Origin of the sequence: Paracoccus aminovorans (genome assembly GCF_900005615.1) — a bacterium.
Lineage (GTDB): Bacteria > Pseudomonadota > Alphaproteobacteria > Rhodobacterales > Rhodobacteraceae > Paracoccus > Paracoccus aminovorans.
Genome location: NZ_LN832559.1, coordinates 178,377 through 203,712 on the forward strand (window position 1 = coordinate 178,377; position 25,336 = coordinate 203,712).

The 25,336-nt window shown below is 68.0% G+C and carries 32 protein-coding genes; 10 read left to right on the top strand and 22 right to left on the bottom strand.

Annotation, left to right across the window (positions count from 1 at the left end; translation table 11 throughout):
* From JCM7685_RS00910 to JCM7685_RS00940, 7 genes are read left to right on the top strand one after another with little or no spacing between them, the layout of a single operon-like run.
* Entirely contained in the window at nt 1-765 is a 765-nt protein-coding gene (locus tag JCM7685_RS00910) for a thiazole synthase (RefSeq protein WP_074968491.1), read from the top strand.
* Nucleotides 762-1,358 carry a thiamine phosphate synthase gene (locus JCM7685_RS00915; protein ID WP_074968493.1) on the top strand — a complete coding sequence of 199 codons (597 nt, stop codon included), beginning with the start codon at nt 762-764 and terminating at the stop codon, nt 1,356-1,358. Before JCM7685_RS00910 ends, JCM7685_RS00915 begins: the two co-directional genes overlap by 4 nt.
* Nucleotides 1,355-2,329: a HesA/MoeB/ThiF family protein gene (locus tag JCM7685_RS00920; protein WP_074968500.1), complete on the top strand. Its 975-nt coding sequence runs from the start codon at nt 1,355-1,357 to the stop codon at nt 2,327-2,329. The genes JCM7685_RS00915 and JCM7685_RS00920 overlap by 4 nt, the downstream gene beginning before the upstream one ends.
* Complete coding sequence (locus tag JCM7685_RS00925) at nt 2,329-3,270, top strand: ABC transporter substrate-binding protein (protein ID WP_074968501.1); 942 nt, start codon at nt 2,329-2,331, stop codon at nt 3,268-3,270. The genes JCM7685_RS00920 and JCM7685_RS00925 overlap by 1 nt, the downstream gene beginning before the upstream one ends.
* Nucleotides 3,267-3,935 carry a TenA family protein gene (locus JCM7685_RS00930; RefSeq protein ID WP_074968502.1) on the top strand — a complete coding sequence of 223 codons (669 nt, stop codon included), beginning with the start codon at nt 3,267-3,269 and terminating at the stop codon, nt 3,933-3,935. Before JCM7685_RS00925 ends, JCM7685_RS00930 begins: the two co-directional genes overlap by 4 nt.
* Nucleotides 3,932-4,717: an ABC transporter ATP-binding protein gene (locus JCM7685_RS00935; RefSeq protein WP_074968503.1), complete on the top strand. Its 786-nt coding sequence runs from the start codon at nt 3,932-3,934 to the stop codon at nt 4,715-4,717. Before JCM7685_RS00930 ends, JCM7685_RS00935 begins: the two co-directional genes overlap by 4 nt.
* Nucleotides 4,714-5,445: an ABC transporter permease gene (locus tag JCM7685_RS00940; RefSeq protein ID WP_074968504.1), complete on the top strand. Its 732-nt coding sequence runs from the start codon at nt 4,714-4,716 to the stop codon at nt 5,443-5,445. The genes JCM7685_RS00935 and JCM7685_RS00940 overlap by 4 nt, the downstream gene beginning before the upstream one ends.
* Here the strand turns inward: JCM7685_RS00940 and mobA are convergent.
* From mobA to JCM7685_RS00980, 8 genes are read right to left on the bottom strand one after another with little or no spacing between them, the layout of a single operon-like run.
* The gene (gene mobA, locus JCM7685_RS00945; protein ID WP_074968505.1) at nt 5,442-6,044 is read right to left on the bottom strand and encodes a molybdenum cofactor guanylyltransferase MobA; all 603 of its coding nucleotides are present in this window, start codon (nt 6,042-6,044) and stop codon (nt 5,442-5,444) included. The genes JCM7685_RS00940 and mobA overlap by 4 nt on opposite strands.
* Entirely contained in the window at nt 6,041-6,631 is a 591-nt protein-coding gene (locus JCM7685_RS00950) for a hypothetical protein (protein WP_074968509.1), read from the bottom strand. Before JCM7685_RS00950 ends, mobA begins: the two co-directional genes overlap by 4 nt.
* Nucleotides 6,628-7,464 (bottom strand): ABC transporter permease, encoded by an 837-nt coding sequence (locus JCM7685_RS00955; RefSeq protein ID WP_074968511.1) that lies wholly within the window; start codon nt 7,462-7,464, stop codon nt 6,628-6,630. Before JCM7685_RS00955 ends, JCM7685_RS00950 begins: the two co-directional genes overlap by 4 nt.
* The gene (locus JCM7685_RS00960; RefSeq protein WP_074968513.1) at nt 7,461-8,177 is read right to left on the bottom strand and encodes an ABC transporter ATP-binding protein; all 717 of its coding nucleotides are present in this window, start codon (nt 8,175-8,177) and stop codon (nt 7,461-7,463) included. The genes JCM7685_RS00955 and JCM7685_RS00960 overlap by 4 nt, the downstream gene beginning before the upstream one ends.
* 39 nt (nt 8,178-8,216) lie before the next feature.
* Entirely contained in the window at nt 8,217-8,483 is a 267-nt protein-coding gene (locus JCM7685_RS00965) for a hypothetical protein (RefSeq protein ID WP_074968515.1), read from the bottom strand.
* A gap of 9 nt (nt 8,484-8,492) precedes the next feature.
* Nucleotides 8,493-9,062: a cupredoxin domain-containing protein gene (locus JCM7685_RS00970; protein WP_074968517.1), complete on the bottom strand. Its 570-nt coding sequence runs from the start codon at nt 9,060-9,062 to the stop codon at nt 8,493-8,495.
* Nucleotides 9,063-9,085: 23 nt separating this feature from the next.
* Nucleotides 9,086-10,057, bottom strand: coding sequence for a YVTN family beta-propeller repeat protein (locus JCM7685_RS00975; protein WP_074968518.1), 972 nt, complete (start codon nt 10,055-10,057; stop codon nt 9,086-9,088).
* 8 nt (nt 10,058-10,065) lie between these two features.
* Nucleotides 10,066-11,259, bottom strand: coding sequence for an ABC transporter substrate-binding protein (locus tag JCM7685_RS00980; protein WP_074968521.1), 1,194 nt, complete (start codon nt 11,257-11,259; stop codon nt 10,066-10,068).
* Nucleotides 11,260-11,450: 191 nt separating this feature from the next.
* Here JCM7685_RS00980 and JCM7685_RS00985 point away from each other — a divergent pair, with 191 nt between their 5' ends.
* Together JCM7685_RS00985 and JCM7685_RS00990 are read left to right on the top strand one after the other, a co-directional pair.
* A complete protein-coding gene (locus JCM7685_RS00985; protein ID WP_074968529.1) occupies nt 11,451-12,002 on the top strand; it encodes an SRPBCC family protein in 552 nt (183 codons plus the stop codon).
* Nucleotides 11,999-12,913 carry a YncE family protein gene (locus tag JCM7685_RS00990; RefSeq protein WP_074968530.1) on the top strand — a complete coding sequence of 305 codons (915 nt, stop codon included), beginning with the start codon at nt 11,999-12,001 and terminating at the stop codon, nt 12,911-12,913. Before JCM7685_RS00985 ends, JCM7685_RS00990 begins: the two co-directional genes overlap by 4 nt.
* On the opposite strand, the gene JCM7685_RS00995 is transcribed toward JCM7685_RS00990, so the two are convergent.
* The 14 genes from JCM7685_RS00995 to rph form a co-directional block, all read right to left on the bottom strand.
* Entirely contained in the window at nt 12,894-13,430 is a 537-nt protein-coding gene (locus JCM7685_RS00995; protein ID WP_231964670.1) for a PQQ-dependent catabolism-associated CXXCW motif protein, read from the bottom strand. The genes JCM7685_RS00990 and JCM7685_RS00995 overlap by 20 nt on opposite strands.
* Nucleotides 13,427-14,239: a substrate-binding domain-containing protein gene (locus tag JCM7685_RS01000; RefSeq protein ID WP_074968531.1), complete on the bottom strand. Its 813-nt coding sequence runs from the start codon at nt 14,237-14,239 to the stop codon at nt 13,427-13,429. The genes JCM7685_RS00995 and JCM7685_RS01000 overlap by 4 nt, the downstream gene beginning before the upstream one ends.
* On the bottom strand, nt 14,236-14,928 hold the full coding sequence (locus tag JCM7685_RS20130; protein ID WP_074968532.1) for a c-type cytochrome, methanol metabolism-related: 693 nt from the start codon (nt 14,926-14,928) through the stop codon (nt 14,236-14,238). The genes JCM7685_RS01000 and JCM7685_RS20130 overlap by 4 nt, the downstream gene beginning before the upstream one ends.
* A gap of 103 nt (nt 14,929-15,031) precedes the next feature.
* On the bottom strand, nt 15,032-16,834 hold the full coding sequence (locus JCM7685_RS01010) for a methanol/ethanol family PQQ-dependent dehydrogenase (protein WP_074968533.1): 1,803 nt from the start codon (nt 16,832-16,834) through the stop codon (nt 15,032-15,034).
* A 176-nt stretch (nt 16,835-17,010) separates the two neighbouring features.
* A complete protein-coding gene (gene fghA / locus JCM7685_RS01015) occupies nt 17,011-17,850 on the bottom strand; it encodes an S-formylglutathione hydrolase (protein ID WP_074968534.1) in 840 nt (279 codons plus the stop codon).
* A complete protein-coding gene (locus tag JCM7685_RS01020; RefSeq protein WP_074968535.1) occupies nt 17,847-18,359 on the bottom strand; it encodes a GNAT family N-acetyltransferase in 513 nt (170 codons plus the stop codon). Before JCM7685_RS01020 ends, fghA begins: the two co-directional genes overlap by 4 nt.
* A complete protein-coding gene (locus tag JCM7685_RS01025; RefSeq protein WP_074968536.1) occupies nt 18,356-18,985 on the bottom strand; it encodes an ATP-dependent Clp protease proteolytic subunit in 630 nt (209 codons plus the stop codon). The genes JCM7685_RS01020 and JCM7685_RS01025 overlap by 4 nt, the downstream gene beginning before the upstream one ends.
* 75 nt (nt 18,986-19,060) lie before the next feature.
* Nucleotides 19,061-20,188 (bottom strand): S-(hydroxymethyl)glutathione dehydrogenase/class III alcohol dehydrogenase, encoded by a 1,128-nt coding sequence (locus tag JCM7685_RS01030; protein ID WP_074968537.1) that lies wholly within the window; start codon nt 20,186-20,188, stop codon nt 19,061-19,063.
* A 101-nt stretch (nt 20,189-20,289) separates the two neighbouring features.
* Entirely contained in the window at nt 20,290-20,874 is a 585-nt protein-coding gene (gene gfa, locus JCM7685_RS01035; protein ID WP_074968538.1) for an S-(hydroxymethyl)glutathione synthase, read from the bottom strand.
* Between the two features lie 92 nt (nt 20,875-20,966).
* Complete coding sequence (locus JCM7685_RS01040; protein ID WP_074968539.1) at nt 20,967-21,320, bottom strand: YbaN family protein; 354 nt, start codon at nt 21,318-21,320, stop codon at nt 20,967-20,969.
* 1 nt (nt 21,321) lies between these two features.
* Nucleotides 21,322-22,515 (bottom strand): radical SAM family heme chaperone HemW, encoded by a 1,194-nt coding sequence (hemW, locus tag JCM7685_RS01045; protein WP_074968541.1) that lies wholly within the window; start codon nt 22,513-22,515, stop codon nt 21,322-21,324.
* Nucleotides 22,512-22,886 (bottom strand): RidA family protein, encoded by a 375-nt coding sequence (locus JCM7685_RS01050; RefSeq protein WP_074968542.1) that lies wholly within the window; start codon nt 22,884-22,886, stop codon nt 22,512-22,514. The genes hemW and JCM7685_RS01050 overlap by 4 nt, the downstream gene beginning before the upstream one ends.
* Complete coding sequence (gene rdgB, locus JCM7685_RS01055; RefSeq protein ID WP_074968544.1) at nt 22,879-23,484, bottom strand: RdgB/HAM1 family non-canonical purine NTP pyrophosphatase; 606 nt, start codon at nt 23,482-23,484, stop codon at nt 22,879-22,881. The genes JCM7685_RS01050 and rdgB overlap by 8 nt, the downstream gene beginning before the upstream one ends.
* Nucleotides 23,481-24,194: a ribonuclease PH gene (gene rph, locus JCM7685_RS01060; RefSeq protein WP_074968546.1), complete on the bottom strand. Its 714-nt coding sequence runs from the start codon at nt 24,192-24,194 to the stop codon at nt 23,481-23,483. The genes rdgB and rph overlap by 4 nt, the downstream gene beginning before the upstream one ends.
* Before the next feature lie 83 nt (nt 24,195-24,277).
* Here rph and hrcA point away from each other — a divergent pair, with 83 nt between their 5' ends.
* Nucleotides 24,278-25,333 (top strand): heat-inducible transcriptional repressor HrcA, encoded by a 1,056-nt coding sequence (hrcA, locus tag JCM7685_RS01065; RefSeq protein ID WP_074968548.1) that lies wholly within the window; start codon nt 24,278-24,280, stop codon nt 25,331-25,333.
* Nucleotides 25,334-25,336 lie beyond the last annotated feature (3 nt).

A 25,336-nucleotide genomic window follows, 5' to 3' on the forward strand; every position in this document is an offset into this window, starting at 1 on the left:
ATGCCGATCTTTTACGGAACCGAGGTCGCAAGCCCGCTGATGCTGGGCACGGCGCTTTACCCCTCGCCCGCGATCATGGCCGAGGCGTTCCGCGCCTCGCGCGCCGGCATCGCCACCGTCAGCTTGCGGCGCGAGGGCGGCGCCGGCCAGGATTTCCACCGCCTGATCAAGGAGCTGGGCATTCCCGTCCTGCCCAACACCGCCGGCTGCCATTCGGTGCGCGAAGCGGTGACCACCGCCCAGATGGCACGCGAGCTGTTCGGGACGCCCTGGATCAAGCTGGAGGTGATCCGCGACGACGACACGCTCTGCCCCGACGTGATCGCGCTGGTCGAGGCGGCGCGAATCCTGTCCGACGACGGCTTCCAGGTCTTTCCCTATTGCACCGAGGACCTGTCGGTCTGCGGCCGGCTGCTGGACGCGGGCTGCCAGGTGCTGATGCCCTGGGGGGCGCCCATCGGCTCGGGCCGGGGGCTGAACAACCCCTATGGCCTGCGCAGCCTGCGGGCGCATTTCCCCGATGTGCCGCTGGTGGTGGATGCCGGCATCGGCCTGCCCAGCCACGCGGCGCAGGCGATGGAACTGGGCTATGACGCCGTCCTGCTGAACACCGCCGTCGCCAAGGCCGGCGATCCGGTGGCGATGGCCCGGGCCATGGCGCTGGCGATCGAGGCCGGCCAGTTGGCCCATGGCGCGAACCCGATCGAGGCCCGCGACATGGCCGCGCCCTCGACCCCCCTGTTCGGCATGGCGGTGCTGGGATGAGATTGCCGCGTTTCTACCCGATCTTCGACAGCAGCGACTGGCTGCGCCGCGCCCTGCCGCTGGGCGTGAAACTGGTGCAGATCCGCATCAAGGACCAGCCCGCGCCGCGGCTGCTGGGCGAACTGGCGCTGTGCCAGGAACTGTGCCGCGAACATGGCGCCACGCTGGTGGTCAACGATCACTGGCAGGCGGCCATCGACCTGGGCTGCGACTTCATCCACCTGGGGCAAGAGGACCTGGATACGGCCGACCTGCCCGCGATCCGCCGGGCCGGGCTGCGGCTGGGCATCTCGACCCACGACCACGCGGAACTGGACCGGGCGCTGGCGCAGCGGCCGGATTACATCGCCCTGGGACCGGTCTGGCCGACGATCCTGAAGAAGATGAAATGGGAACAGCAGGGGCTGGATCGGGTCCGCGAATGGCGCAAGCTGGTCGGCGCGACGCCCCTGGTCGCCATCGGCGGCGTCACCCCGGACCGCGCGCGCGAAGCCTTTGCCGCCGGCGCCGACCTGGCCTCGGCGGTGACCGACATCACGCTGAACCCCGACCCCGAGGGCCGCATCCGCGAATGGCTGCGGGTGACGGCATGAATCGCTATGCCCGCCAGATGGTGCTGCCCGAAGTCGGTGCCGAAGGGCAGGAACGCATCGCGGCCGCCCATGTCCTGGTCGTCGGCGCGGGCGGGCTTGGCGTGCCGGTGCTGCAATATCTGGCCGGCGCCGGCATCGGCCGCATCACCCTGGTCGACCCCGACACGGTCGAGGAATCGAACCTGCACCGCCAGCCGCTGTATCGGATGAAGGACATCGGCCAGCCCAAGGTCCGCGCCGCCGCGCTGGCCGTGGCCCGGCTGAACCCGGCGGTGGAAATCGAGGCGCTGGTGGACCGCCTGACGCCGCTGAATGCGCCGGCGCTGATCGCGGCGGCGGATGTGGTGCTGGATTGCGCCGACAGCTATGCCGCCAGCTACACGCTCTCGGACGCCTGCCTCGCGGCGGGCAAGCCGCTGATCTCGGCCTCGGCGCTGGGACTTTCGGGCTATGTCGGCGGCTTCTGCGGAGACAGGCGGAACGGAGGCGCCCCCAGCCTGCGCGCCCTGTTTCCCGACCCGCCCGACAGCGGTCAGACCTGCGCCACGGCGGGCGTGCTGGGCCCGGTGGTCGGCATGCTCGGCTGCATCCAGGCGCAGATGGCGTTGCGGCTGATCCTGGGCACGGAACCCTCGCCCCTGGGCGAGTTCGTCCGCCTGGACAGCACCCGCTTCAGCCAGTTCCGCTTCGACACGGCGCCCGAGACCTATGGCCCGCGCTTCGTCGCGCGCGAGGAAATCGGCTCGGCCGATCTGGTCATCGACCTGCGCCCCGAGGACGAGGCGCCGCGCAAGGCCACCCCGCAGGCTCTGCGCATTCCCGGCTACGGCGCCACCGGACCGCTGCCCGAACCCGGCCGGCGCGTGGTGCTGGCCTGCCGCTCGGGCCTGCGCTCCTGGCGCGCCGCCGACGCGCTGTCCCGCCGCTGGGACGGCGAGATCACCCTTCTAGCCCTTGGAGACGACGCCTGATGAAACATCTGCCCCTTGCCGCCGCCTTCGTCCTGCTGGCCCAGCCCGTGCTGGCTCAGGACAAGGTCACGCTGATGCTGGACTGGTTCGTGAACCCCGACCACGCCCCGATCGTCGTCGCACAGGAGAAAGGCTTCTTCAAGGACGAGGGGCTGGAGGTCGAGGTCGTCGCCCCCGCCGATCCCGCCGATCCGCCGAAGCTGGTCGCCGCCGGCAAGGCCGATTACGCCATCAGCTACCAGCCCCAGCTGCATCTGCAGGTGCATGAGGGGCTGCCGCTCAAGCGCGTCGGCACGCTGGTCGCGACGCCGCTGAACTGCCTGATGGTCAAGGCCGACGGCCCGGTGCAAGAGATCGCCGACCTCAAGGGCAGGAAGATCGGCTATTCCGTCTCGGGCGTCGAGGAAGCGCTGGTCGGCCAGATCCTCAAGACCGCCGGCCTGACCATGCAGGATGTCGAGATGGTCAACGTGAACTGGTCGCTGTCGCCGGCGCTGATCGCCGGCCAGGTCGACGCCACGATCGGCGGCTATCGCAATTTCGAGCTGACGCAGATGCGGCTGGAGGGCGCCGAGGGCCGGTGCTTCTTCGTCGAGGAACAGGGCGTGCCGACCTATGACGAGCTGATCTTCATCGCCAATCCCGAACGCATGGACCCGGACCGCACCCGCCGCCTGCTGCACGCGGTCGAACGCGGCGCGCAATATATGGTCAACCACCCGGACGAGGCCTGGGAATTGTTCTCGGCCACCGCGCCCGATCTCAAGGACGAGCTGAACGCCGAGGCGTGGAAAGAGACGCTGCCGCGCTTCTCGCAATCGCCGGCGGCGCTGGACCAGGGCCGCTATGCGCGGTTCGAGCAGTTCCTGCATCAGGCCGGGCTGATCGACGCGGTGCTGCCGGTCGGCGATCTCGCCATCGACGTGGGGGCGGCGCAATGAGCTACGGCCGCGCATTCGCCCTGTGGCGCGCGGCGGCGCCGGACTGGGACGCCTATGCCCGCCATGCCTTCGTCGAAGGGCTCAAGGACGGCACCCTGCCCCGGTCGGCGTTCCTGACCTACCTGGTGCAGGACTACCTGTTCCTGATCCAGTTCAGCCGCGCCTGGGCCCTGGCCGTGGTCAAGGCCGGCGATCTGGACGAGATGCGGGCCTGTGCCGCCACGGTGCATGTGCTTCTGGACCACGAGATGTCGCTGCATGTCCGCACCTGCGCCGAGGCCGGCATCGACACGGCCGCGATGCTGCGCACGCCCGAGGCGATCACCAACATCGCCTATACCCGCTATGTGCTGGATGCCGGACTTTCCGGCGACTTCCTGGACCTCCTGGCGGCACTGATGCCCTGCGTGCTGGGCTATGGCGAAATCGGGCTGCGCCTGGCCCGCGAGGCCGCGCCCGACACGCCTTACCGGGACTGGATCGACACCTATGCCGGCGCCGACTACCAGGAGGCCTGCCGCCAGGCCGGCGCGCTGGTGGATGGCGCGCTGCGCAAGCGGCTGGGCGAGGGCTTCGACGAAAGCCCCCGCTGGGCGGTGCTGACCGACCGCTTCGCCACCGCCACCCGGCTCGAAGCCGGCTTCTGGAGCCTGGGCACGGCATGACGGCCCAGGTCCGGGGCCAGGCCTGGGTCGAACAGGCGCCGCTCTTCGCGCCGATCGACCTGACGCTCGCACCCGACAGCTGGACCTGCCTGCTGGGCCCCTCGGGCGTGGGCAAGTCGACGATCCTGCGGCTGATCGCCGGGCTGGAAACCGGCGCCCGCTTCCAGGGCGAGGTGAACCGGGACCAGCCCGTGGCGCTGATGGCGCAGGACCCAGGCCTGATCCCCTGGCTCGACGTGACCGGCAACGTCACGCTGGGCGCCCGCCTGCGCGGGACCTCGCGCGCTTCTTTTGTGCCGAAATATCCCGGGGGGCGCGAGGCCGACCCCGTCGAGGGGTCGGCCTCGCGGGGGGCAGAGCCCCCCTCGGACCCCGCCGCCCGCGCAGCGCATCTCATCGAGGCGGTGGGCCTCGCGGACCGCTCCCATCACCTGCCGGCCAGGCTTTCGGGCGGCCAGCGCCAGCGCGTCGCCCTGGCCCGCACACTGTTCGAGGATCGGCCGCTGGTGCTGCTCGACGAACCCTTCTCGGCGCTCGACGCCCGCACCCGGGCCCAGATGCAGGACCTGTCCGCGCGGCTGCTGGACGGGCGCACGGTGCTGCTGGTCACCCATGACCCGGCCGAGGCGGCGCGGCTCGGCGACCGCATCCTGCTGTTGCGCGAGGACGGGCTCAGCGAATGGCCCGTCCCCGGCCCGCGCCCGAAAGGCGCCGCCCGCCCCTATGACGCCCCCGAAGTGCTGCAATCCCAGGCCGGGCTGATGCGGGGAATGATGGCATGAGAACCGTCGCCGCCCTGATCGTCACCGTGCTCGCCCTGTGGCAGGGAATCATCTGGCTGGCGCAGATGCCGCCCTTCCTGCTGCCCTCGCCTGTCGCGGTGGCGGACGCGCTATGGATCAACCGGGCCGAGATCGCCCGCCATGCCGGCTTCACCCTGGCCGAGGTGGTGCTGGGCTTCGCGCTCGGCGCGGCGCTTGGCGCGGCGCTGGCGGTGGCGATGGGGTTTTCGCAGCGGCTGGCCGGCGTCTTGCGGCCGATCCTGACCTTCAGCCAGACCATCCCGGTCTTTGCCCTGGCGCCGATCCTGACGCTGTGGCTGGGCTTCGGCATGGCGCCCAAGATCGCCGTGACCGTGCTGATCGTGTTCTTCCCGGTCGCCAGCGCCTTCCTGGACGGGCTGATGCGCACGCCGCAGGCGGCACTGGACTTGGCGCAGGTGATGGGCGCCTCGCGCCTTCGCATCATGCGCCACCTGCGCGTCCCGGCGGCACTGCCCAGCCTTGCCACCGGGCTGCGGCTGGCAGCGGTCTACGCGCCGATCGGCGCGGTGATCGGCGAATGGGTCGGCGGCGCCCGCGGCCTGGGCGCGCTGATGATCCATGCCAACGGCAGGATGAAGACCGACCTGGTCTTTGCCGCGCTGCTGGTGTTGTCGGTGATGACGGTGATCTTCGCCAAGGCGGTCGCCCTGGCGCTGCACCGGCTGTGGCGGCGCTACGGCGCCTAGACCAGCCGGGCGGCGCGGGCCAGGTCCTCGGGCGTGTTCAGGTTCAGGAACGGGTCCAGCGGCCGGCTGTCGAAGACCGCCCGGCCGGGATCGTAGGCGGCCGCGAACTGGCCGATCCGGTGCAGCCCCGATTCCAGCGCTGCCCGCAGATCGCCGGCCAGCGCCACCGGCCACAGCGCGCAGGTCGGATGGTCGCGCAGCCGCCCCGACTCATCCGAACTGGCGGCCACGGCGACGCCGCTGCGACCGCGCGCCTCGGCCAGGCGATGCACCAGATCGGTGGGCAGGAAAGGCGTGTCGACCGAGACGCTGACCACGCAATCCGCGCCCTCGGCCGCCGCCCATTCCATGCCGGCCAGCACCCCGGCCAGCGGCCCGGCGAAGCCGCCGAAACTGTCGGCGATCACCGGCAAGCCGTAATCCGCGAAGGCCTCGGCATCGCCATTGGCGTTGATCGCCAGCCGTCCGCATTGCGGCGCCAGCCGGGCGATGACCCGCGACAGCAGCGTCTCGCCGCCCAGCAGCCGCAAGCCCTTGTTGCCGCCGCCCATGCGGGTCGAAAGCCCTCCGGCCAGGATGACGGCGGGCGGCGAGGTCATTTCAGCTGGGCCGCGATGGCGCGGGCCAGGGCGAAGAGGCGCTGTTCCAGGATCACCGGCGTCTCGCAGACGTAGGTCAGCGACTGCTGGCGGTCCTGGAAGATGCGGCTGTCCCAGTCGAGCTGCTCTTCCTCGGCGTCGATGGCATCGAAATCGGGCTTCTCGGCCTTTTGCATCGCCTCCATCTTGTCGCGATGGTCCTGGATCCGCTGCGCGAGGCCGACCTGCTTGTGGCCATAGCGCGCGATCCCACCGATCAGCGCGGCGCGATGCGGGTCGATGCGGTCGAAGACCGCGACCATCAGCGCCGTCAGCTGCCGGTCGTCCGCCGCCGCGGCAAATTCGGCGATCTCGGCCTGGGCCTGGTCCAGCGGCAGGCGGCGCTGTTCCAGCCGCTCGGCCAGGGCGGCGATCTCGGGCGTGCGGGCCAGGTCCCGCACCGCCTCGTCCGGCTCGGGCCCGGTCCACATCTGGCCCAGCGACAGATGCGGCTGCTTGCGCTGGACGCAGGGCCAGTCGGGATCGGTGCCGGTTTCGGCCTGCGCCGCCGTCGCGGCAAGACAAAGCGCCAGAACCAGGTATCTCATGCTCCCCCCTTTCGCCGGGCCCAGAGCCCCTTGGCCGGATCATACATGAACACGGCCCCCGCAAAGAACAGGATCAGGCAACCCGACACCACCGAGAAGGACAGAAGATCGAAGCGCGCGTAAAGGGCAAAACGGATCAACTCAACCGCATGGGTGAAGGGATTGGCCGCGCAGATGTCGTGCAGCAGCGTCGAGCTTTCGTTCATCCGCCACAGCGGATAGAGCGCCGTCGAGGCGAAGAACATCGGGAAGATGACGAAATTCATCACCCCGGCGAAGTTTTCCAACTGCCGGATGGCCGAGGACAGGAACAGCCCCATCGCCCCCAGCATCAGCCCCGACAGCAGAAGCGCCGGCAGCACCGCCAGATAGCCGATGGGCGGCGGCTCGATGCCCCAGAACCAGGCGATGGCCAGGAACGTATAGACCTGGATGATCGAGACGATCACCCCCGCCACCAGCTTGCTGGCCAAAAGGAACCAGCGCGGGAACGGGCTGACCAGCAGGGTCCGCATCGCCCCGGTCTCGCGGTCGTAGACCATCGACAGCGACGACTGCATGCCGTTGAAGAGCTGGATCATCGCGCAAAGCCCGGGGGTCACGTAGACCTCGTAAAGCACATAGGTCTGGTAGGGCGGCGTGATCGACAGGCCCAGCACCGCGCGGAAGCCGGCGGCAAAGATGAAGAGCCAGACCAGCGGCCGCACCAGCGCGGCCAGGAAACGGCCGCGCTGGTTGACGAAGCGCAGAGTCTCGCGCCGGGCGATGCCCAGGAAGGCGGTCAGCCACATGCGCGGGGTCAGGCGCGGCCCGGTCGGAGGCGGCGCGCTCATGCCTGCTCTCCGGTCAGGCGCAGGAAGGCGGCGGTCAGGTCCTCGCCGCCGATGTCCCCGGCATTGCCATGGGCCAGGACCTGGCCCTGGTGCAGGATGACCAGCCCGTCCTCGGGCCGGATCTCGTCGAGGATATGCGTGGCCCAAAGCGCCGAGACCCCGCCGCGGGTCAGGGCGCGGGTCAGCGCCACCACCTCGGCCCGGGATTTCACGTCCAGGCCCACGGTCGGCTCGTCCAGAAGCAGGATCTCGGGGCGGTGGATCAGGGCGCGGGCGATCTCGGCCCGGCGTTGCTGGCCGCCCGACAGGGCCGAGACCTTGCTGTCCAGCCGATCCGACAGGCCGACCTGGGCCAGCACCTCGGCGGCGCGGGCCCGCGCCTCGCGCCGGGGGATGCCGTGCAGGGCGGCGTGATAGTCCAGGTTCTGCGCCACGGTCAGGTCGGCGTCCAGCGCCCGGGACTGGAACACCACCCCCAGCCGGGCCAGCGCCGCCCCCGGTTCGCGGCGCAGGTCGTGGCCCGCGACCGCGATCCGGCCCGAGTTGTTGTCGTAAAGCCGGGTGATCAGGGAAAACAGCGTCGTCTTGCCGGCGCCGTTGACGCCCAGAAGCGCGGTGAAACCACCGCGCGGCACCGTCAGCGACACGTCCTTCAGCGCCTGGAAGCGGCCGAAGGCGTGGCTGACATTCTGGATCGAAAGCGCATCGCTCATGGGAAACGGGGCGCGGGACCGGCCCGCGCCCGGCTGCGCTCAGTCGAGCGTCATGCTTGTGATCACGAAATCGGCGTTCAGCTTGATGTCGTATTGGCCGATCTCGCATTGCGCGTCGTCGACCTCGTAAAGATCGTCGCGTTCCTTTTCGACCCCCGCCTGGGGATCGGGCTTGCAGCCGATCCTGGCGATGGCCTCGGCGACCTTGGCGGTCTCTTCGGCCGAGGCCATGTCCTGTTCGTCGGCCGCCAGCGCCGGGGTCACGGCCCAGGCCAGGGCAGCGGCGCAAAGAATGGGTTTCAGCATGGGATGCTCCTACTGGATGTTGAAGACGGCCTGCTGGGTTTCGCCATGCGAGCCGGGAATCGACAGCGTATAGCGGCCCGGAACGATGGCGATGAAGCTGATCGTCGCGGTGCCGGCGTCGTCGAATTCCAGGGAGTGAACGCCCATCGGCCGGATTTCGATGTCGTTGATCACCACTTCGTTGATCCAGACGGCGCGGAAGAAGTCGCCGCCGGACAGGGCCAGTTCCTGGCTGCCGTCGGCGGTGACGTCGATGCGGTAATAGCCGCCTGATTTCAGCTTGTATTCCGCCGTCGCCACCGGCTTGCCCGAGGCCAGCGTCAGCGGCGCCAGCTGGGTGCGGTTGTCCCGCGCCAGCATGCCCGAGAAACCATAGTCGAACTTGGCGCCGGCCTCATGCGCGCCCTCCTCGGTCGCGGCTTCTTCGCCATCGTCGTCGTCATCGTCATCCTCGGCTGCCGGGGCGGCAGCCTCGGCGCCGGCGGCGGCCTCGGGCTTGGGCGCGGGCTTCTGCTCCTGCGCGGCGACCGGAGCGGCAAGGCCCAGCGAGATCAGAAGGATGGTCAGCAGACGGGTCATGGGGTTTCCTCCGTTGGTTTTCATCAGTTCGGCGCCACGACCACGCCCCAGGGCTGCTGGCCGACGGGAATGGACTTGACGACCTTCATCGCGGCCACGTCGATCACCGACACGTCGTTGGAATTGCCGTTGGTGGTGAACAGGTATTTCTCGTCGGGGGTGAAGGCCAGCTGCCAGACGCGCTGGCCGACCAGCAGGTAATCCTGAACCTCGTCGGTTTCGCCGTCGATGACGGCGACGCGGTTCGCCGGGCCCAGCGCGACAAAGACCTTCTTGCCGTCCTTGGTCACGCGGATGCCGACCGGCTGGATCGCCTCGGGCAGGACGCCCGGGATCTCGAAGCTGATCTTCTTCTCGATGGTCTGGTTCTCCGGGTGGATCACGCTGACCGTGCCGCCGATCTCGGCGCTCACGTAAAGCTTGGTGCCCTGGTCGTTGTATTGCGCAAAGCGCGGGCGCGAATCCACCAGCACGTTGCCGAAGATCTCGAAGGTCTCGGAATTGATGAAATGCGCCATGTTGGTGGTTTCCGAGGTGTTGATCACCACCTTGCCGTCGGGGCTGACGCCCATGCCCTCGGGCTCGACGCCGACCGGGATCTCGGCCAGCACCTTGTGGGTCTGGGTATCGACCACGGTGACCAGGTTGTCGTCCTCGTTGGCGATGTAAAGCGGATTGCCCGAGGGGTGCAGCACGAACAGTTCGGGATCGGGACCCGAGGGCAGCGTGTGCAGCTCCTGCATGGTCTCGGGGTCGAAGACCCGCACCAGGTCGTCGTCCGAGGCGCAGACGTAAAGCTCTTTCCCGTCGGGGCTGATGGTGATGCCGCGCGGGCGGGCGCCGACCGGATAGGTGCCGATCACCTCCAGCGTGTCGCTGTCGAGCACGGTGACGTCATTGCCCTTTTCGTTACTGACGAAGACCCGGTTCGCGGCGGCCGGCAGGGCGAAACCCAGGCACAGGGCCGAGGTCAGGATGGCGGTTGCGGCTTTCATCGTTCACCTCAGAACTTGCATTCGGTTTCGGGACGGTCGATGCCCAGCGTGTCCAGCGCCGAGGTCTGGTGCAGATACTGGTCCTGCGGGCTGACCGAGGCGGTGACCGCGGGCGTCGCCAGCAGGATCGGCTGGCGCAGCTGGTGGTCCCAGTCGCGCACGGTCAGTTTCTGGCCCTTGAAGCCCGCGACCTCGAACTTGTCCGAGAGCATGAATTCCCTGATCGCGGTCGCGTCGGTGCTTTGCGTCCTTGTCGCGGCCTCGCCGATCATGCGCAGGGCGACCCAGGTCTGATAGTCCTCCTCGCGGATCGGGCGGTTTGCCAGCTTCTCGAAGCGGTTCTGGAACTGCATCGCGCCCCAGGCCTCCAGCGAGGGCGCCCAGCTGCGCGGCACCAGCCCGGCCGAGCCCGCGACCGGGCGCGCGTCCCAGGTCTCATAGGGCAGCCAGTTGGCGAAAACATCGTTTTCATCGGCCGCGATCAGCACGTCATAGGCTGGCGCGCGCTGGGTAAAGACCGGCATCTGCTGCTGGACCTGGACATGGCCGCTGTCGCTGCGCCGGCTGCCGCCGGTGTCCTCATAGGTGCGTTCCTCGACGATCTTGGCGCCGAACTTGGTCGCGGCGCGGCGATAGGCGTCGGCCAGCGCGATGTCGTCGGGATGGCTGCCGGCGACCAGGAACCAGTTCGGCCATTTCTTCCAGACCAGGAACTGCGCCAGCGCATCGGTCAGCATGGCCTGGCTGGGCGCGGTATGGATGACATTGGCCCGGCAATCCTTGCCGCGCAGGGTGTCGCCCCGCGCCCGGGCGTTCAGCACCAGCGCCTTGTCGCCGGCCTGGTCGGCCAGCGCCAGCGTCGTCGCGTCGTCGGCTAGCGTGACGATGAAGGGCACGCCCTGGTCCAGCAGCTTGTCCATCTCGGCCGCGGCGGTCTCGGGCGTGGCGGTCACCTCTGCCGCCTCGAAATCCTGGCCCATGAAGCGGCCGGTGGTGTCATTATCCTCGATCGCCAGCCGGGCGCCGGCAAAGCCCAGATCTCCCGGCAGCGTGTCCAGCCGCGAGATCGGCGGCAGCCGCGGCATGTCCACACGCAGGACGGCGGCATGAACGGTTTGCGGCTGCGGAGACGCGGAATCCTGCGCAAGCGCCGGGCCTGCCAGGGCCAACCCAGCCGAAAGTATGATGATTCTGCCTTTCATGGCGATCCTCCCGGTCTTATCATGCCGGGGTAATCCGCCCCCGCCAACCCGACAATTGCCCTGTTTCCGCCCAGGGAAAATGACCCGATACGTTTGTCTTATGGACGGCGCCGGGCGGGCGGGCGCATGGTCGCAACCAGGCGCCCGGCCAGTGACGAGGCTGGCGGGCCGCGCATGGCAAGGAGGAAAGCATGAACCGAGTTCTGGCCCTTACCCTTGGCGCCGCCATGGCGCTGGCGACGGCGGCCGAGGCCCATGGGCCGGTCCGGCTGAAGCTGGAACTGGATCAGAAGCTGGATGCGACCCCGGACGAGGTCTGGGCGGTGATCGGCAAGTTCGACGACATGAGCTGGCATCCCGCCATCGCCAGCACCGAGATCGCCGGCGACGGCTCGACCGACCAGCCCGAGAAATCCGAACGGGTGCTGCATCTGAAAGCCGACAGCGGCGATCCGACCATCACCGAGGTTCTGGCGAAATGGCAGCCCGAGAAGCGCTGCTACGCCTATCGCATCGAAAAGGTCGAGGTCTCGGTGCTGCCGGTGACGAATTACGCCTCGACCCTGTGCGTGAAGGACGAGGGCGGCAAGGCGCTGGTCAGTTGGAAGGGCGGCTTCTATCGCGGCTATCCCAACAACAACCCGCCCGCCGACCAGAACGACGAAGCGGCGATCAAGGCGGTGACCGGGGTGTATCAGGGCGGCCTCGACGCGCTGGCGGAAAGGTTCGGCAAGGCGGAATGATCCGCTGGCTGGCCCTGCTGTTGCTGGCCGGGCCGGCGGGGGCCGCCGACCTGGCCTTTATCACGTCGCAGAACGCCGGGGCGGTGTCGGTGATCGACCTGGGCTCCGGCGTGGTGCGGGCCAAGGTGGCCCTGCCCGGCGCCCCGGCGCCCGTCGCCTATGATCCCGGCCATGGCCGCGCCTATGTCGTCGCGGCCCAGACCGGTCGGCTTACCGTGCTGGACGAGGACGGCCTGGAGATCGGCGGGCGGGACCTGCCCGAGGGCGCCTTCGGCATCGCTGCGGCAGCCGACGGCGGGGTTTTCATCACCGAATGGTATCAGGGTCGGCTGATCCGGCTGGATGCAGAGCTGCGCGAGCTGTGGTCGGTGCCGACCGGGCGCGCGCCTGCCGGCGTGGCCACGGACGGGATCCTGGTCGCCACGGCGGACCGCGACGACGACCGGGTCTCGATCTACGATGCCGCGACCGGGGCGGTCAGGGCCCGCGTCGCGGTCGGCCGGCACCCCTATGCGGTGGCCTTTCACGCCGGGCGGCTGTGGACGGCGGATGTGCAAAGCGACACCGTCAGCGTGATCGACCCGCAGGCGGGACGGATGATCGGGCAGGTCCCGACCGGCAGCCATCCCTATGGCGTCGCCTTCGCCGGCGGGCGCGGCTTCGTCACCGACCAATATGCCGGCACGGTCACGGTCTTCGACCCCGAGACGCTGGGGGTGACAGCAACCCTGGAAACCGGCGATTATCCCGAAGGGATCGCCGCCCTGCCCGACGGCTCGGGCGTGGTGGTGGCGCATTGGGACAGCAACACGCTGGTCTGGATCGACGCCGCCCGCCTGCAGATCACCCGCGAGATCGAATTGCCGGATGGTCCGCGTGCCTTCGGCGCCTTCACGGGCCGGCAGGAGTGACCACCAGCTCGCCGCCCATGTCCTGCCAGCCGTCGATGCCCCGGGGATACCAGTTCACCGCCGTATAGCCCAGGCCGACGGCGCGCTTGGCGGCATTCCAGCTCATCCAGCAATCGGCCTTGCAGAAGATGACCACCGGTGCCGTCTTGTCGCCCCGGGTAGCCAGAGCCAGCCCGTCGGCCAGCCGCGCCGTCTCGGCCGGGGCCAGCTGCTGATAGCCGGTGTCGTAAAGCCAGACCGCGCCGGGAATGGTCCGGTGCGGCGGCGCGTTCCAGAGCGTGCCCTCGGGCAGATTGTCCGGCCGCTGCTGGCGCGGCAGCATGTCGAGGAAAGGCACGCCCTTGTCGTGCAGCGCCTTGGCCTCGGCGTCGTCGATGACATGGGCGCCGGCCAGCGTGGCCGGCAGCGGCGCGCGATAGGGCTCGCCGCGGAAACCCTCGGGCTCGGGCACCTGGGCCAGGGCGGCGCCGGCGGTCAGCGCCAAGGCCAGGACCAGGACCGGCAGCCGGGGCGTCACGGTTTTTCCCCCTTGCCGTAATCGTCCAGGATCGGCACCCCGGCATCGCGCAGGATGGCGTCGATCTCATCCTGGTGTCGGCGGATCAGGCTGTTCAGCTGCCGCTTCCAGGCGTCCTCGCCCAGCCGCACGCCCATGGTGATGCGATAGAACATGCGCGGCCCCGAGGTTTCCTTGAGCAGCGGCGTGAATTGCAGCTCGGGGTCCTGCTTGACCAGAGGGCCGGCCAACGGCCCCCAGATCACGGCGGCCGCCAGTTCGCCCGATTTCACCTGTGCCAGCATCTCGCCCACCGGGTCCTCGGTGCGGCGGTCCACGAACAGGTCCCAGCCGCGCATGTCCTTGGCCAGCCCCGCCTTGGCCAGGTTGGTGGCGGGCGGCGTGCCGGCGACCACGCCGATCGGATGGTCCTTCAGCGCCGGATCCTCAAGCGTCTCGACCGCCGCCAGCGGGCTGTCGCGACGGGTCACGATGCCATAGGCCGAGGTGTAGTAATGGTTGGTGTTCAGCACCATCTCGTCGCCCTGGGCATAGCCGATGACCAGGTCGCAAATCCCGGCGCGCAGGGTATGACGGATGAAGCCCGGACCCTGCGGGAACCAGGTATAGACCACCGGCTGGCCCAGCTTTTCGCCCAGAAGCTGGGCGATCCGGTTCTCGAACCCCGAGCCGTCCTGCACCGACATCGGCACGGCGGCCGGATCGGCGCAGACCCGAAGCTCGGTCTTGGAGCGCAGGTCGGCGACCTGCGCCGAAGCCGCGACTGCGACGCAGGTCAGAAACCCGGCAAGGGCGAGGGCGCGTTTCATCCGTTCATGCAGGAATCTTCCTGCGCCGTGAATTCGTCGGACTTGCTTTCCTTCTTCGCCGGACGGCCGCGCGGCAGGTCTCCGGCGCCCCGCGCCACCAGATAGACATAGATGTCGTCCACGTAGCACCAGACGTTCTTGTTGGTCCCGAAGGCCGGCATCACCAGGTTGGCGGCCTTGTTCACCTCTTGCTTGCCCGAGGCGACGATTTCCTGGAAATCGTAATAGTCCAGCTTCAGAACCGAATTCTTCAGCGCCGGCGCATAGGTCGAACCTTCGCCGTCCGGGCCGTGGCAAACGTGGCATTCCGCCGAATAGCGCCGGTAGCCCGAGAAGGTGGCGTAGTCGATGGTGCCGTCCTCGGCGATCTTGAAGGTCGGGATGTCATCGGCGGTGTACCAGCGGCCGTTCTCCATGTGGTCGGGGGTCATGTCCTGACCATTGGGCAGGACGAGCTTGCCGTCCTCCTGCTTGACCTCCAGCCCCTCTTCGGCGGCAGGAGCGGCGTCGTCGCTGGCGGCCGGTTGCTGGGCTTGCTGCTGGGCATCGCCCGAGACGGCGGCGGCGGCCCCCGCGCCCGACTGTGCCGGATCCTGCGGCGCGTCCTGGGCGATGGCGGTCGAGGCGATGGCGCCCGCGGCGCAGGCGATGCACATCGCCATCAGACTGGCGGTGGTCTTGCTGGTCATGAATTCCTCCCTGACTGGCACCCGTTGAATGGCTGCTCCGCCCAAGGGTATTTTCCCCGGGCGGAGCCTGACGAGTCACAGTTCGCGTTTCTGCACCAAAGTATTAGCCGGGCAGCTCGAACACGGTCAGCTGACCGCCCAGTTCGGTGTATTGCGACAGCGAGGCATAGCCGCCGACCGCACCCAGGCCCTCGTTCGGGTTGGTCAGACCCGCCGCCAGGCCGATGCCGGCCCAGCCGCCGACGCCCGAGAGGATGCCGATATACTGCTTGCCGCCATGCTCATAGGTCATGACGTTGCCGATGATGCCCGACGGGGTCTTGAACTTGTAGAGTTCCTTGCCGGTCTCGGAGTCCACGGCTTTCAGATAGCCTTCCAGCGTGCCGTAGAAGACCACGTCGCCCGCGGTGGCCAGGGCGCCCGACCAGACCGAGAACTGTTCCGGCAGCGACCACTTGATCTCGCCCTTGGTGTTGTCCCAGGCGATGAAGTTGCCCATGCCGCCGTGGCTGTTCGGCGCCGGATACATCGACAGCGTGGCCCCGACATAGGGCTGGCCGGCGGTATAGGCGACGCGGAACGGTTCATAGTCCATGCAGACGTGGTTGGTCGGCACATAGAACAGGTTGGTCTTGGGCGAGAAGGCCGCCGGCTGCATGTCCTTGCTGCCCAGCGCCGCCGGGCAGATGCCGGTGGAGTTCTCGTCCTCGCCGTTCTGGTCGGTCGAATATTGTGCCACCACCGCCGGCCGGCCATAGGTTTCCGAGTTCGGGTCCATGTCGACGCCGGTGGTCCAGTTCACCGCCGGGTCGAATTTCTCGGCCACCAGAAGTTCGCCCGTCTCGCGGTCCATGGTATAGCCAAGGCCGTTGCGGTCGAAATGGGTCAGCAGCTTGCGGTCCTTGCCGTCGATCTGCTGGTTGGTCAGGATCATCTCGTTGACGCCGTCATAGTCCCATTCGTCGTGGGGCGTCATCTGGTAGAACCATTTCGCCATGCCGGTGTCGGGATCGCGGGCCATGATGGTCATCGACCACTTGTTGTCGCCCGGACGCTGCGACGGGTTCCAGGTCGAGGGGTTGCCGGTGCCGTAATAGATCAGGTTCAGGTCCGGATCATACGAGAACCAGCCCCAGATCGTGCCGCCGCCGATCTTCCACTGGTCGCCTTCCCAACTGTTCAGCGAGCTGTCCTTGCCGATCGGCTTGCCCAGCGCGGTGGTCTTTTCGGGATCGACCAGCATCTCGTCGTCGGGGCCGGTGGAATAGGCCTTCCAGGCCACGCTGCCGTCCTTGAGGTTCAGCGCCGTCATGCGCCCGCGCACGCCATATTCGCCGCCCGAGATGCCGACCATGGCCTTGTCCTTGACCGGGACGACGGTGGCGGTCAGGGTCTCGCCGATGGCGGGGTCGCCGACCTTGGTGGACCATTTCACCTCGCCGGTCTTGGCGTCCAGCGCCACCACCGTCGTGTCGGCCTGGCCCAGCAGGATCATGCCGTCGGCATAGCCGAGACCGCGGTTCACAGTGTCGCAGCACATCACCGCGATCACGTTCGGATCCTGCTGCGGCTCATAGCGCCACAGGATCTTGCCGTTGTCGTTCAGGTCCAACGCAAAGACGTTGTTCGGAAACGGCGTATGCACATACATCACGTCGCCGATCACCAGGGGCGCGCCCTCATGCCCGCGCAGCACCCCGGTCGAGAAGGTCCAGGCGACGCGCAGATCCTTGACGTTGTCCTTGTTGATCTGGTCCAGCGTCGAATAGCGGGTGTTGGCATAGTCGCCGGTCTGGAGCGCCCATTGCTCGGGCTTGGCGATCTCGGCCAGCACGCTGTCGTTGGCAAACGCCGCCGAGCCGGACATGAGCAGCGCAAGGCAGGCGCCGTTCAGCAGATTTTTCATGATTTCCCTCCCATGGTGGATCGCGCCCTCCAGCGCAGCACCTGTATGGAAGGTTCGGCTCCGGCCGACCATGCGTCAACGCGGGCGGCCGGAACCTGAAACCAAAGTATTAGGGAAATTCGGCAATAGGTATGGGGTCAAACGACCCTGGTGCCTGCCGCCGCTCCTCTCCGGGGTCAGCCCAGCCGCTCGGCATGCCAGCGGATGTGGTCGCCCATGAAGGTCTGCACGAAGAAATAGCTGTGATCATAACCTTCCTGCATGCGGAACGCGCCGGGCTGGCGGCGCTCCATCATCGCATGGGCCAGGGCTTCGGGCTTGAGCAGGTCCAGGAACTGGTCGCTGGCGCCCTGGTCGATCAGCACCTCGCCGGGATAGCCGCGCTCGCGCATCAGCAGCGTCGAATCGTGCCGGGACCAGGCGGTCTTGTCCTCGCCCAGATAGGCGGTGAACTGCTTGCGGCCCCAGTCGCTTTCCGAGGGATTCGCGATCGGCGCGAAGGCCGAGACCGAGCGGTAGCGTTCGGGGAAGGTCATGGCGATGGTCAGCGCACCATGGCCGCCCATGGAATGGCCGGTGATGCCCTGCGCGTCGCGGTCCAGCGCGAAATTGTCGAAGACCAGTTCCGGCAGTTCGTGGGTGACATAGTGCCACATGCGGAAATGCGGCGCCCAGGGCGCTTGCGTGGCATCGACATAGAAGCCGGCGCCCTGGCCCAGGTCATAGGCCTCGTCGTTGGCCACGCCCTCGCCGCGCGGCGAGGTGTCGGGAAAGATCACCGCGATGCCGTATTCCGCCGCCCATTCCTGCGCCCCGGCCTTGGTCATCGCATTCTCATGCGTGCAGGTCAGGCCCGACAGATACCACAGCACCGGCACGCGGCCGTGTTCGGCCTGCGGCGGCAGGTAGATGGCGAAGGTCATGTCGGTGCCCGTGGCCTGCGACTTGTGGCGATAGACGCCCTGCGTGCCGCCGAAGCTGCGGTTCTCGGAAACGGTTTCGTAAGCCAGGGTCATGGCTGTCCTCCTGTCAGGTCGTGGAACATGACCAGCGCATCGACATAGCCATGTTGCGGATGAAGAAACGCGCCCGGCAAGCGGCCGACAATATCGAAGCCGGCCTTTTGCCACGAATGAACGGCATCGGCATTGGTCGCGACGACGAAATTGAACTGCATCGCCCGGAACCCCTGGTTTCGCGCCCAGTCCTTGGCATGGGCGACCAGCGCGCGGGCGATGCCGCGGTCGCGGGCCGAGGGATGGGTCGCGAAGCTGGCGTTGGCGACATGGGCCGCCGGGCCGGGCCGATTGCGGCCGACATGGCTGGTGCCCAGCACCAGCCCGTCCGCTTCGGCCACGAAGACGGTGAAGGGCGCGGCGAACCAATCCGCCAGCGCCTCGTCCCGGGTGATGTCGGGCGGGATGCAATAGGTCTCGCCCGCGCGATAGACCGGCTTCAGGATCCGCCAGATCGCCTCGTGATCCTCGGGCGTGGCGGGACGGATCGCGGTCCCGCCGCCGGTCATTCCAGTTCGTCCACCGAACGGATCACCTTGCCCAGCAGGCCATAGTCCAGCGCCTCTTGCGTGTTCAGCCAGAAGTCGCGCTGGGTGTCCTTCTCGATGCGCTCGATCGGCTGGCCGGTCGCCTCGGCGAAGATCTGGTTCAGGCGGTCGCGCATCAGCCGCACCTGCTCGGCCTGGATCATCATGTCCGAGGACGTGCCGCCGATCCCGCCCGAGGGCTGGTGGATCAGGAAGCGGGTGTTCGGCAGGCAGAAGCGGTTTTCCTTCTTCGCCGCGACAAAGATCAGCGCGCCGGCGCTGGCGACCCAGCCCGAGCCGATGGTGCGCACGGTGGGGCGGATGAACTTGATCACGTCATGGATCATGTCGCCCGATTCGACATGGCCGCCGGGCGAACTGATCAGCATGTTGATCGGCTTGTCGCTGTCCTCGGCCAGGGCCAGCAGATGCGCCACGGTGCGCTGCGCCAGCTTGTCGTTGATCGGCCCGGCGACGATCACCGTGCGCGACTTGAAATACAGCTTGCCGATCTTGTCGCCTTCCGGCAGGCCCAGCCCTTCGTCCTTCTGGCCTTCTTGCGGGCGGTCGTCTTCTTCTTCGTCGTCCAGATGGAAGTGCTGAGCCATGATCGGTCCTTTCATGTTGACGGCGGGAAAGGTCGCCCGTCCCCGCCGTCCTTGTAACTAAGCAGCCGTTACCGATCAGTAAAGGACGACCGAGCGGATGGATTCTCCGGCATGCATCAGGTCGAAGCCCTTGTTGATGTCCTCGAGCTTCAGCGTGTGGGTGATCATCGGGTCGATCTCGATCTTGCCGTCCATGTACCAGTCCACGATCTTCGGCACGTCGGTCCGGCCGCGGGCGCCGCCGAAGGCCGAGCCCTTCCAGACCCGCCCGGTGACCAGCTGGAACGGGCGGGTGCTGATTTCCGCGCCCGCCGGCGCCACGCCGATGATGATCGACTGGCCCCAGCCGCGATGGGTGCATTCCAGCGCCTGGCGCATGACGTTCACGTTGCCGGTGCAGTCGAAGCTGTAGTCGGCGCCGCCGATCTGGTCGAAGGGCGTCTTCGTCATGTTGACGATTTCCTGGACCACGTTCTCGACGTTCTTGGGGTTGATGAAATGGGTCATGCCGAAGCGCTCGGCCATTTCCTTCTTGCCGTCGTTCAGGTCGACGCCGATGATCATGTCGGCGCCGGCCAGGCGCAGGCCCTGGATCACGTTCAACCCGATGCCGCCCAGGCCAAAGACCACCGCCTTGGCACCGATTTCCACCTTGGCGGTATAGATCACCGCGCCGATGCCGGTGGTGACGCCGCAGCCGATGTAGCAGATCTTGTCGAAGGGCGCGTCCTCGCGCACCTTGGCGACCGAGATTTCCGGCAGCACGGTATGGTTGGCGAAGGTCGAGCAGCCCATGTAGTGCCGGATCGGGGTGCCGTCCAGCATCGAGAAGCGGGTGGTGCCGTCGGGCATCAGCCCCTGGCCCTGGGTGGCGCGGATGGCGTGGCACATGTTGGTCTTGCCCGACAGGCAGGACGCGCATTGCCGGCACTCGGGCGTATAGAGCGGGATGACGTGATCGCCGGGCTTGACCGAGGTCACGCCGGCGCCGACTTCCAGCACCACGCCCGCGCCTTCATGGCCCAGGATGGCGGGGAAGACGCCCTCGGGGTCGGCGCCCGACAGGGTGAATTCGTCGGTGTGGCAGATGCCGGTGGCCTTGATCTCGACCAGGACCTCGCCGGGCTTCGGGCCTTCGAGGTTGACCTCCATGACTTCCAGCGGCTTCCCGGCCTCAAGGGCGACGGCGGCGCGTGTTCTCATGACTTGCTCTCCTTGCGTTCGGCCGGGCGGGCCTCTGGTCTTTTCATGTCATAGGGGCCGGAGAACCGGCCCCAGGGATGTTTCCCGTCTGGTGGCTGCGGTCAAGCCGGCAATGCGCCCGATCGCTTGGCGATATGCGTCGCGATGGCATCCATCAGCGGCGGCGACAGCGCGTCATAGGGTTCCAGGCCCAGTTCCCGCAGCCGGGCGCGGATGCCGTCCATGCGCGAGGGATCGACGCCCGATTCGATCACCGAGCTGACGAAGGCCGCGAATTGCGGCTCGGCCCAGCCGTCCTCGTCCGAGAGTTCGGTATGGACGAAGTCGAGGCCATAGAACGGGTGGTCCTTGTTCTCGATCCGGCCGTACATGTGGACGCCGCAATCCTTGCAGCGGTGGCGCTGGATCGGCGCGTCCTTGTTGACGATCTCCAGCTTTTCGGCGCCTTCCAGCACCTCGACGGCGTCGCGGCCGACCACGGCCACCTGCGAGAAGATCGCGCCCTCGGGCTTCCAGCATTTGGTGCAGCCGCAGACGTGGTTATGCGCGGTCTGCGCCTTGACGGCGACGCGCACGGGGTTCGAGGCGCATTTGCAGTGCAGGCTGCCGCCGGAAAATCCCGGCTTGGCGGGCTTGATGCCGTTGTCGACGGCCGGGTGAATCTTCACTCCCGAAGTGTCTGCCATGGTTCTCCCCTCCGATGAACCTTGTTCGCAAGCAGGTTCGCGCCGGCGGGGTATCGCCGGCAAGTGGGCAAAAGGTTGTAACCGCCAGCAGCTTATGGCTCGGGCCGGGTGACCAGCCAGGCGCCGACGGCGGCGCAGGTCAGCGCCTGAACCGCGACGATGCGCGAATCGAGGCCCAGCCACAGCGCCCAGCCGACGCCGCAGGCCATGGCGGCGACGGCCCAGATCTTGGCCTTGCGGCCGACGGTGCCGTTCTTGCGCCAGGCCCGGATCGGCGGGCCGAAGGTCGGATGGCGCAGGATGCGCGCCGACAGCCGGGGCGAGGATTGCGCAAAGGCCCAGACCGCGACCAGCAGGAAGGGCACCGTCGGCAGCACGGGCAGGAAGGCTCCGATCACGCCCAGGCCCAGCGACAGCCACCCGAGGCCAAGAAACAGCAAACGCATCTTACTCCGCCAGTTCGCGCAGGATTGCATTCAGGACGGGGCGGCCGGCCGCAGTCGCAGCCAGCCGTTCGCCCCGATGGGTAACGAGCCCGAGCCCGATCAGATCCGCAAGCTGCCGTTGCGGCAGCCGCCCGCCATGGGCGTGGTAGCGCGAGACCTGCATCCCCTCGGCCAGCCGCATCGACATCAGCAGATATTCCAGCCCGCGGTCGGACAGCGTCAATCGGTCGCGCAGGCTGTCGCCGCTGCCCTGAGCCTGCACCGCATCCAGCCAGGCGCCGGGGGCGCGATGCGCCTCGGTCGCCCAGCGGGTCCCGGGCAGCGTCAGCCGGCCATGCGCGCCGGGGCCGACCGCCGCCCAGTCGCCCTGCCGCCAATAAACCAGGTTGTGCCGGCTTTCCGACCCCGGCCGGGCGTGGTTCGAGATCTCATAGGCCGGCATCCCCGCCGCCGCGCAGATCTCTTGCGTGTCGAGATACATGTCGGCGGACAGGTCGTCGTCGGGCAGGCCCTTCAACCCGCCCTTGGCGTGACGGGCGCCGAAGGCGGTGCCCGGCTCGATGGTCAGTTGATAGGCCGAGAGGTGATCGACCGCCATCGACAGCGCCTCGGCCAGTTCGCGGCGCCAATGCGCGCGGTCCTGGTCCTGGCGGGCATAGATCAGGTCGAAGCTGACCCGCGTGAAACAGTCGCGGGCAATGTCGAAGGCGGCGCGGGCCTCGGCCACCGAATGCATCCGGCCCAGCCGGCGCAGGTCGCCGTCGTTCAGCGCCTGAATGCCCATCGAGACACGGTTGACCCCCGCATCGGCATAGGCGCGGAAGCGCCCGGTCTCGACGCTGGTCGGGTTGGCCTCCAGCGTGATCTCGATGTCATTGGCGAAGGGCCAGGCGGCGCGGGCAGATTCGATCACCCCGGCCACGGTCTCGGGCGCCATCAGGCTGGGGGTGCCGCCGCCGAAGAAGATGCTGTTCAGCACCCGACCCGGGGTTTCGCGGCCCAGCCGGGCGATCTCGGCCCGATAGGCGGCCAGCCAGCGCGGCTGGTCGATCCCGGCCGTCACATGGCTGTTGAAATCGCAATAGGGGCATTTCGCGGCGCAGAAGGGCCAATGGACGTAAAGCGCAAAGCCCCCTGCCCGCCAGTCGTCGGCAAGAGGGTCGTCCGTGGCAAGGGCTGCGGGCGCGGCTGTCATTCCCTGAAGGCGGTCACTTCGATCTCGACCTTCATTTCGGGTCGGATCAGCCCGGCGACAACCATGGTCGCGGCGGGTAACGCATCTTTCATCGCCTCGCCCAGCACCGGCGCGATCTCGTCCAGCAGCGCGGCGTCGGTCAGCGTGTATTGCACCCGCGCGATGTCCCCGGGCGCGAAGCCGGCCTCGGCCAGGGTGGCAAAGATGGTGGCCAAGGCGTTGCGGGCCTGGTCGGCGGCGCCGTCGGGCATCGCCATGGCGGCGTAATCGTAACCCGTGGTGCCCGAGACGAAGCACCACGGGCCTTTCACGACGGCACGGCTGTAGCCGAGCGCGGTCTCGAAGGGCGAGCCGGTCGAGATCCTACGCAAAGGCCGCCTCCAGCTTGCGGAAGGCATCGGCGCGATGGCTGATGTGGTTCTTTTCCTCGGCGGTCATCTCGGCATAGGTGATGTCGTGGCCGTCGGGGACGAAGATCGGGTCGTAGCCATGGCCCTGCACGCCGCGCGGCGGCCAGACCAGCCGGCCGGGGGCGACGCCCTCGAAGATCTCCTCATGCCCGTCCGGCCACAACAGGATCAGCGTGGCCCGGAACTGGGCGGTGCGCGGCTCGGGGACGTTGCGGGCGTCGAGTTCGTTCCAGGTCCGGGTCATGGCCTGCAGGAAATCGCGGCCGCTCGGCGTCTCTGCCCAATCGGCGGTATAGACGCCGGGCGCCCCGTCCAGCCCGTCCACGGTGATGCCGCTGTCGTCGGCCAGCACCGGCAGCCCGGTCGCCTGCATCGCGGCGCGGGCCTTGATGCGGGCGTTGCCGATGAAGCTCGACTCGGTCTCGGCCGGCTCGGGCAGACCCATCTCGCCGGCGCTGGTGACCGCGATGCCATGCGGCGCCATCATGGCGCGGATTTCGTCCAGCTTGCCGGCGTTGTGGGTGGCGACCAGCAGCTTCTTCTCGGCAAAGGACCTCATGCCACGGCGGCTTTCTGGGCGGCGACCAGTTCGGAGACGCCGGCCTCGGCCAGGTCCAGCAACTGGTTCATCTCGGGGCGCGAGAAGGTGGCGCCCTCGGCCGACATCTGCACCTCGATCAGCCGGCCGGCGCCGGTGATGATGAAATTGCCGTCGGTGCCGGCCTCGCTGTCCTCGGCATAGTCGAGGTCCAGCACCGGCTGGCCGGCGTAGATGCCGCAGGACACCGCCGCGACATGGTCCATGATCGGGTCGGTCGAGATGATATTGGCCTTGAGCAGCTTGTTCACCGCCAGCCGCAGCGCCACCCAGCCGCCGGTGATCGAGGCGCAGCGGGTGCCGCCGTCGGCCTGGATCACGTCGCAGTCGATGACGATCTGCCGCTCGCCCAGGGCGCGCCGGTCCACGCCGGCGCGCAGGGCGCGGCCGATCAGGCGCTGGATCTCCTGGGTGCGGCCGGATTGCTTGCCCGCGGCCGCCTCGCGCCGGTTGCGGGTGTTGGTGGCGCGCGGCAGCATGCCGTATTCGGCCGTCACCCAGCCCTGCCCCGAACCTTTCAGGAAGGGCGGCGCCTTTTCCTCGATGCTGGCCGAGCACAGCACGCGGGTGTTGCCGCAAGAGATCATGCAAGAGCCCTCGGCATGACGCATGATCCCCGTTTCGATTGAAATCGGGCGCATATCGCTTAAATTCCGGCCTGAGGGGCGCATCTGTCATTCCTTTCGGGGGTTTTGCCGTTCAAATACAGGTCCAGGCCCCCCGACCGCAACCCGAGAACGCCCGACCCGCCGCCATGCACGAAAAAGCCATCCTGACCGACCTGAACGACCGCTCCCGCGAGGTGTTCCGCCGCGTGGTGGAATCCTACCTGGCGACCGGCGAGCCCGTCGGCTCGCGCACGCTGACCCGCGACATGACCGAAAAGGTCAGCGCCGCCACCGTCCGCAACGTCATGCAGGACCTCGAACACCTGGGCCTTCTGGATCATCCGCATGTCTCGGCCGGGCGGCTGCCGACGCAGCTGGGGCTGCGGCTGTTCGTGGACGGGCTGATGGAGGCCGGGCCGGTGTCCGCCACCGACCGCGAGATGATCGAGGAGACGCTGGACAACGACAGCGGCGATACCGGCGCCATGCTGGACCGGGTCAGCACGGCGCTGTCGGCGCTGACGCATGGCGCCTCGCTGGTGCTGATGCCCCGGCAAGAGGCGCCGGTGCGGCATATCGAATTCGTCAGCCTGGCGCCGGACCGGGCGCTGGTGGTGCTGGTCTTTGCCGACGGCCGGGTCGAGAACCGGGTCTTTACGCCGCCCGCCGGCCATACCGCCAGTTCCATGCGCGAGGCGGCGAATTTCCTGAACGCCGTGGCCGAGGGCCGCACCCTGGCCGACCTGCGCCGCGGCATCAGCCGCGAGATCGAGGCGAGCCGGCAGAAGCTGGACCAGATGGCGGCGGCGCTGATCGCCTCGGGCCTGGCGATGTGGGACGGCGAGGGCTCGGACGCACGGCTGATCGTGCGGGGCCGCGCCAATCTTCTGGCCGACGAGGCGTCGGACCTGGACCGCATCCGCTCGCTCTTCGACGACCTGGAACGCAAGCGCGACATCGCCGATTTCCTGGAACTGGCCGAACATGGCGAGGGCGTGCGGATTTTCATCGGTTCCGAGAACAAGCTTTTTTCACTTTCCGGTTCCTCTCTGGTGGTTTCACCCTATATGAATGCCGACCGAAAGATTGTTGGCGCGGTCGGCGTCATCGGTCCGACGCGGCTGAATTATGGTCGCATCGTGCCGATCGTGGATTACACTGCGCAACTTGTCGGCCGGATGATCTCTGGCCGGAAAGGATGATGA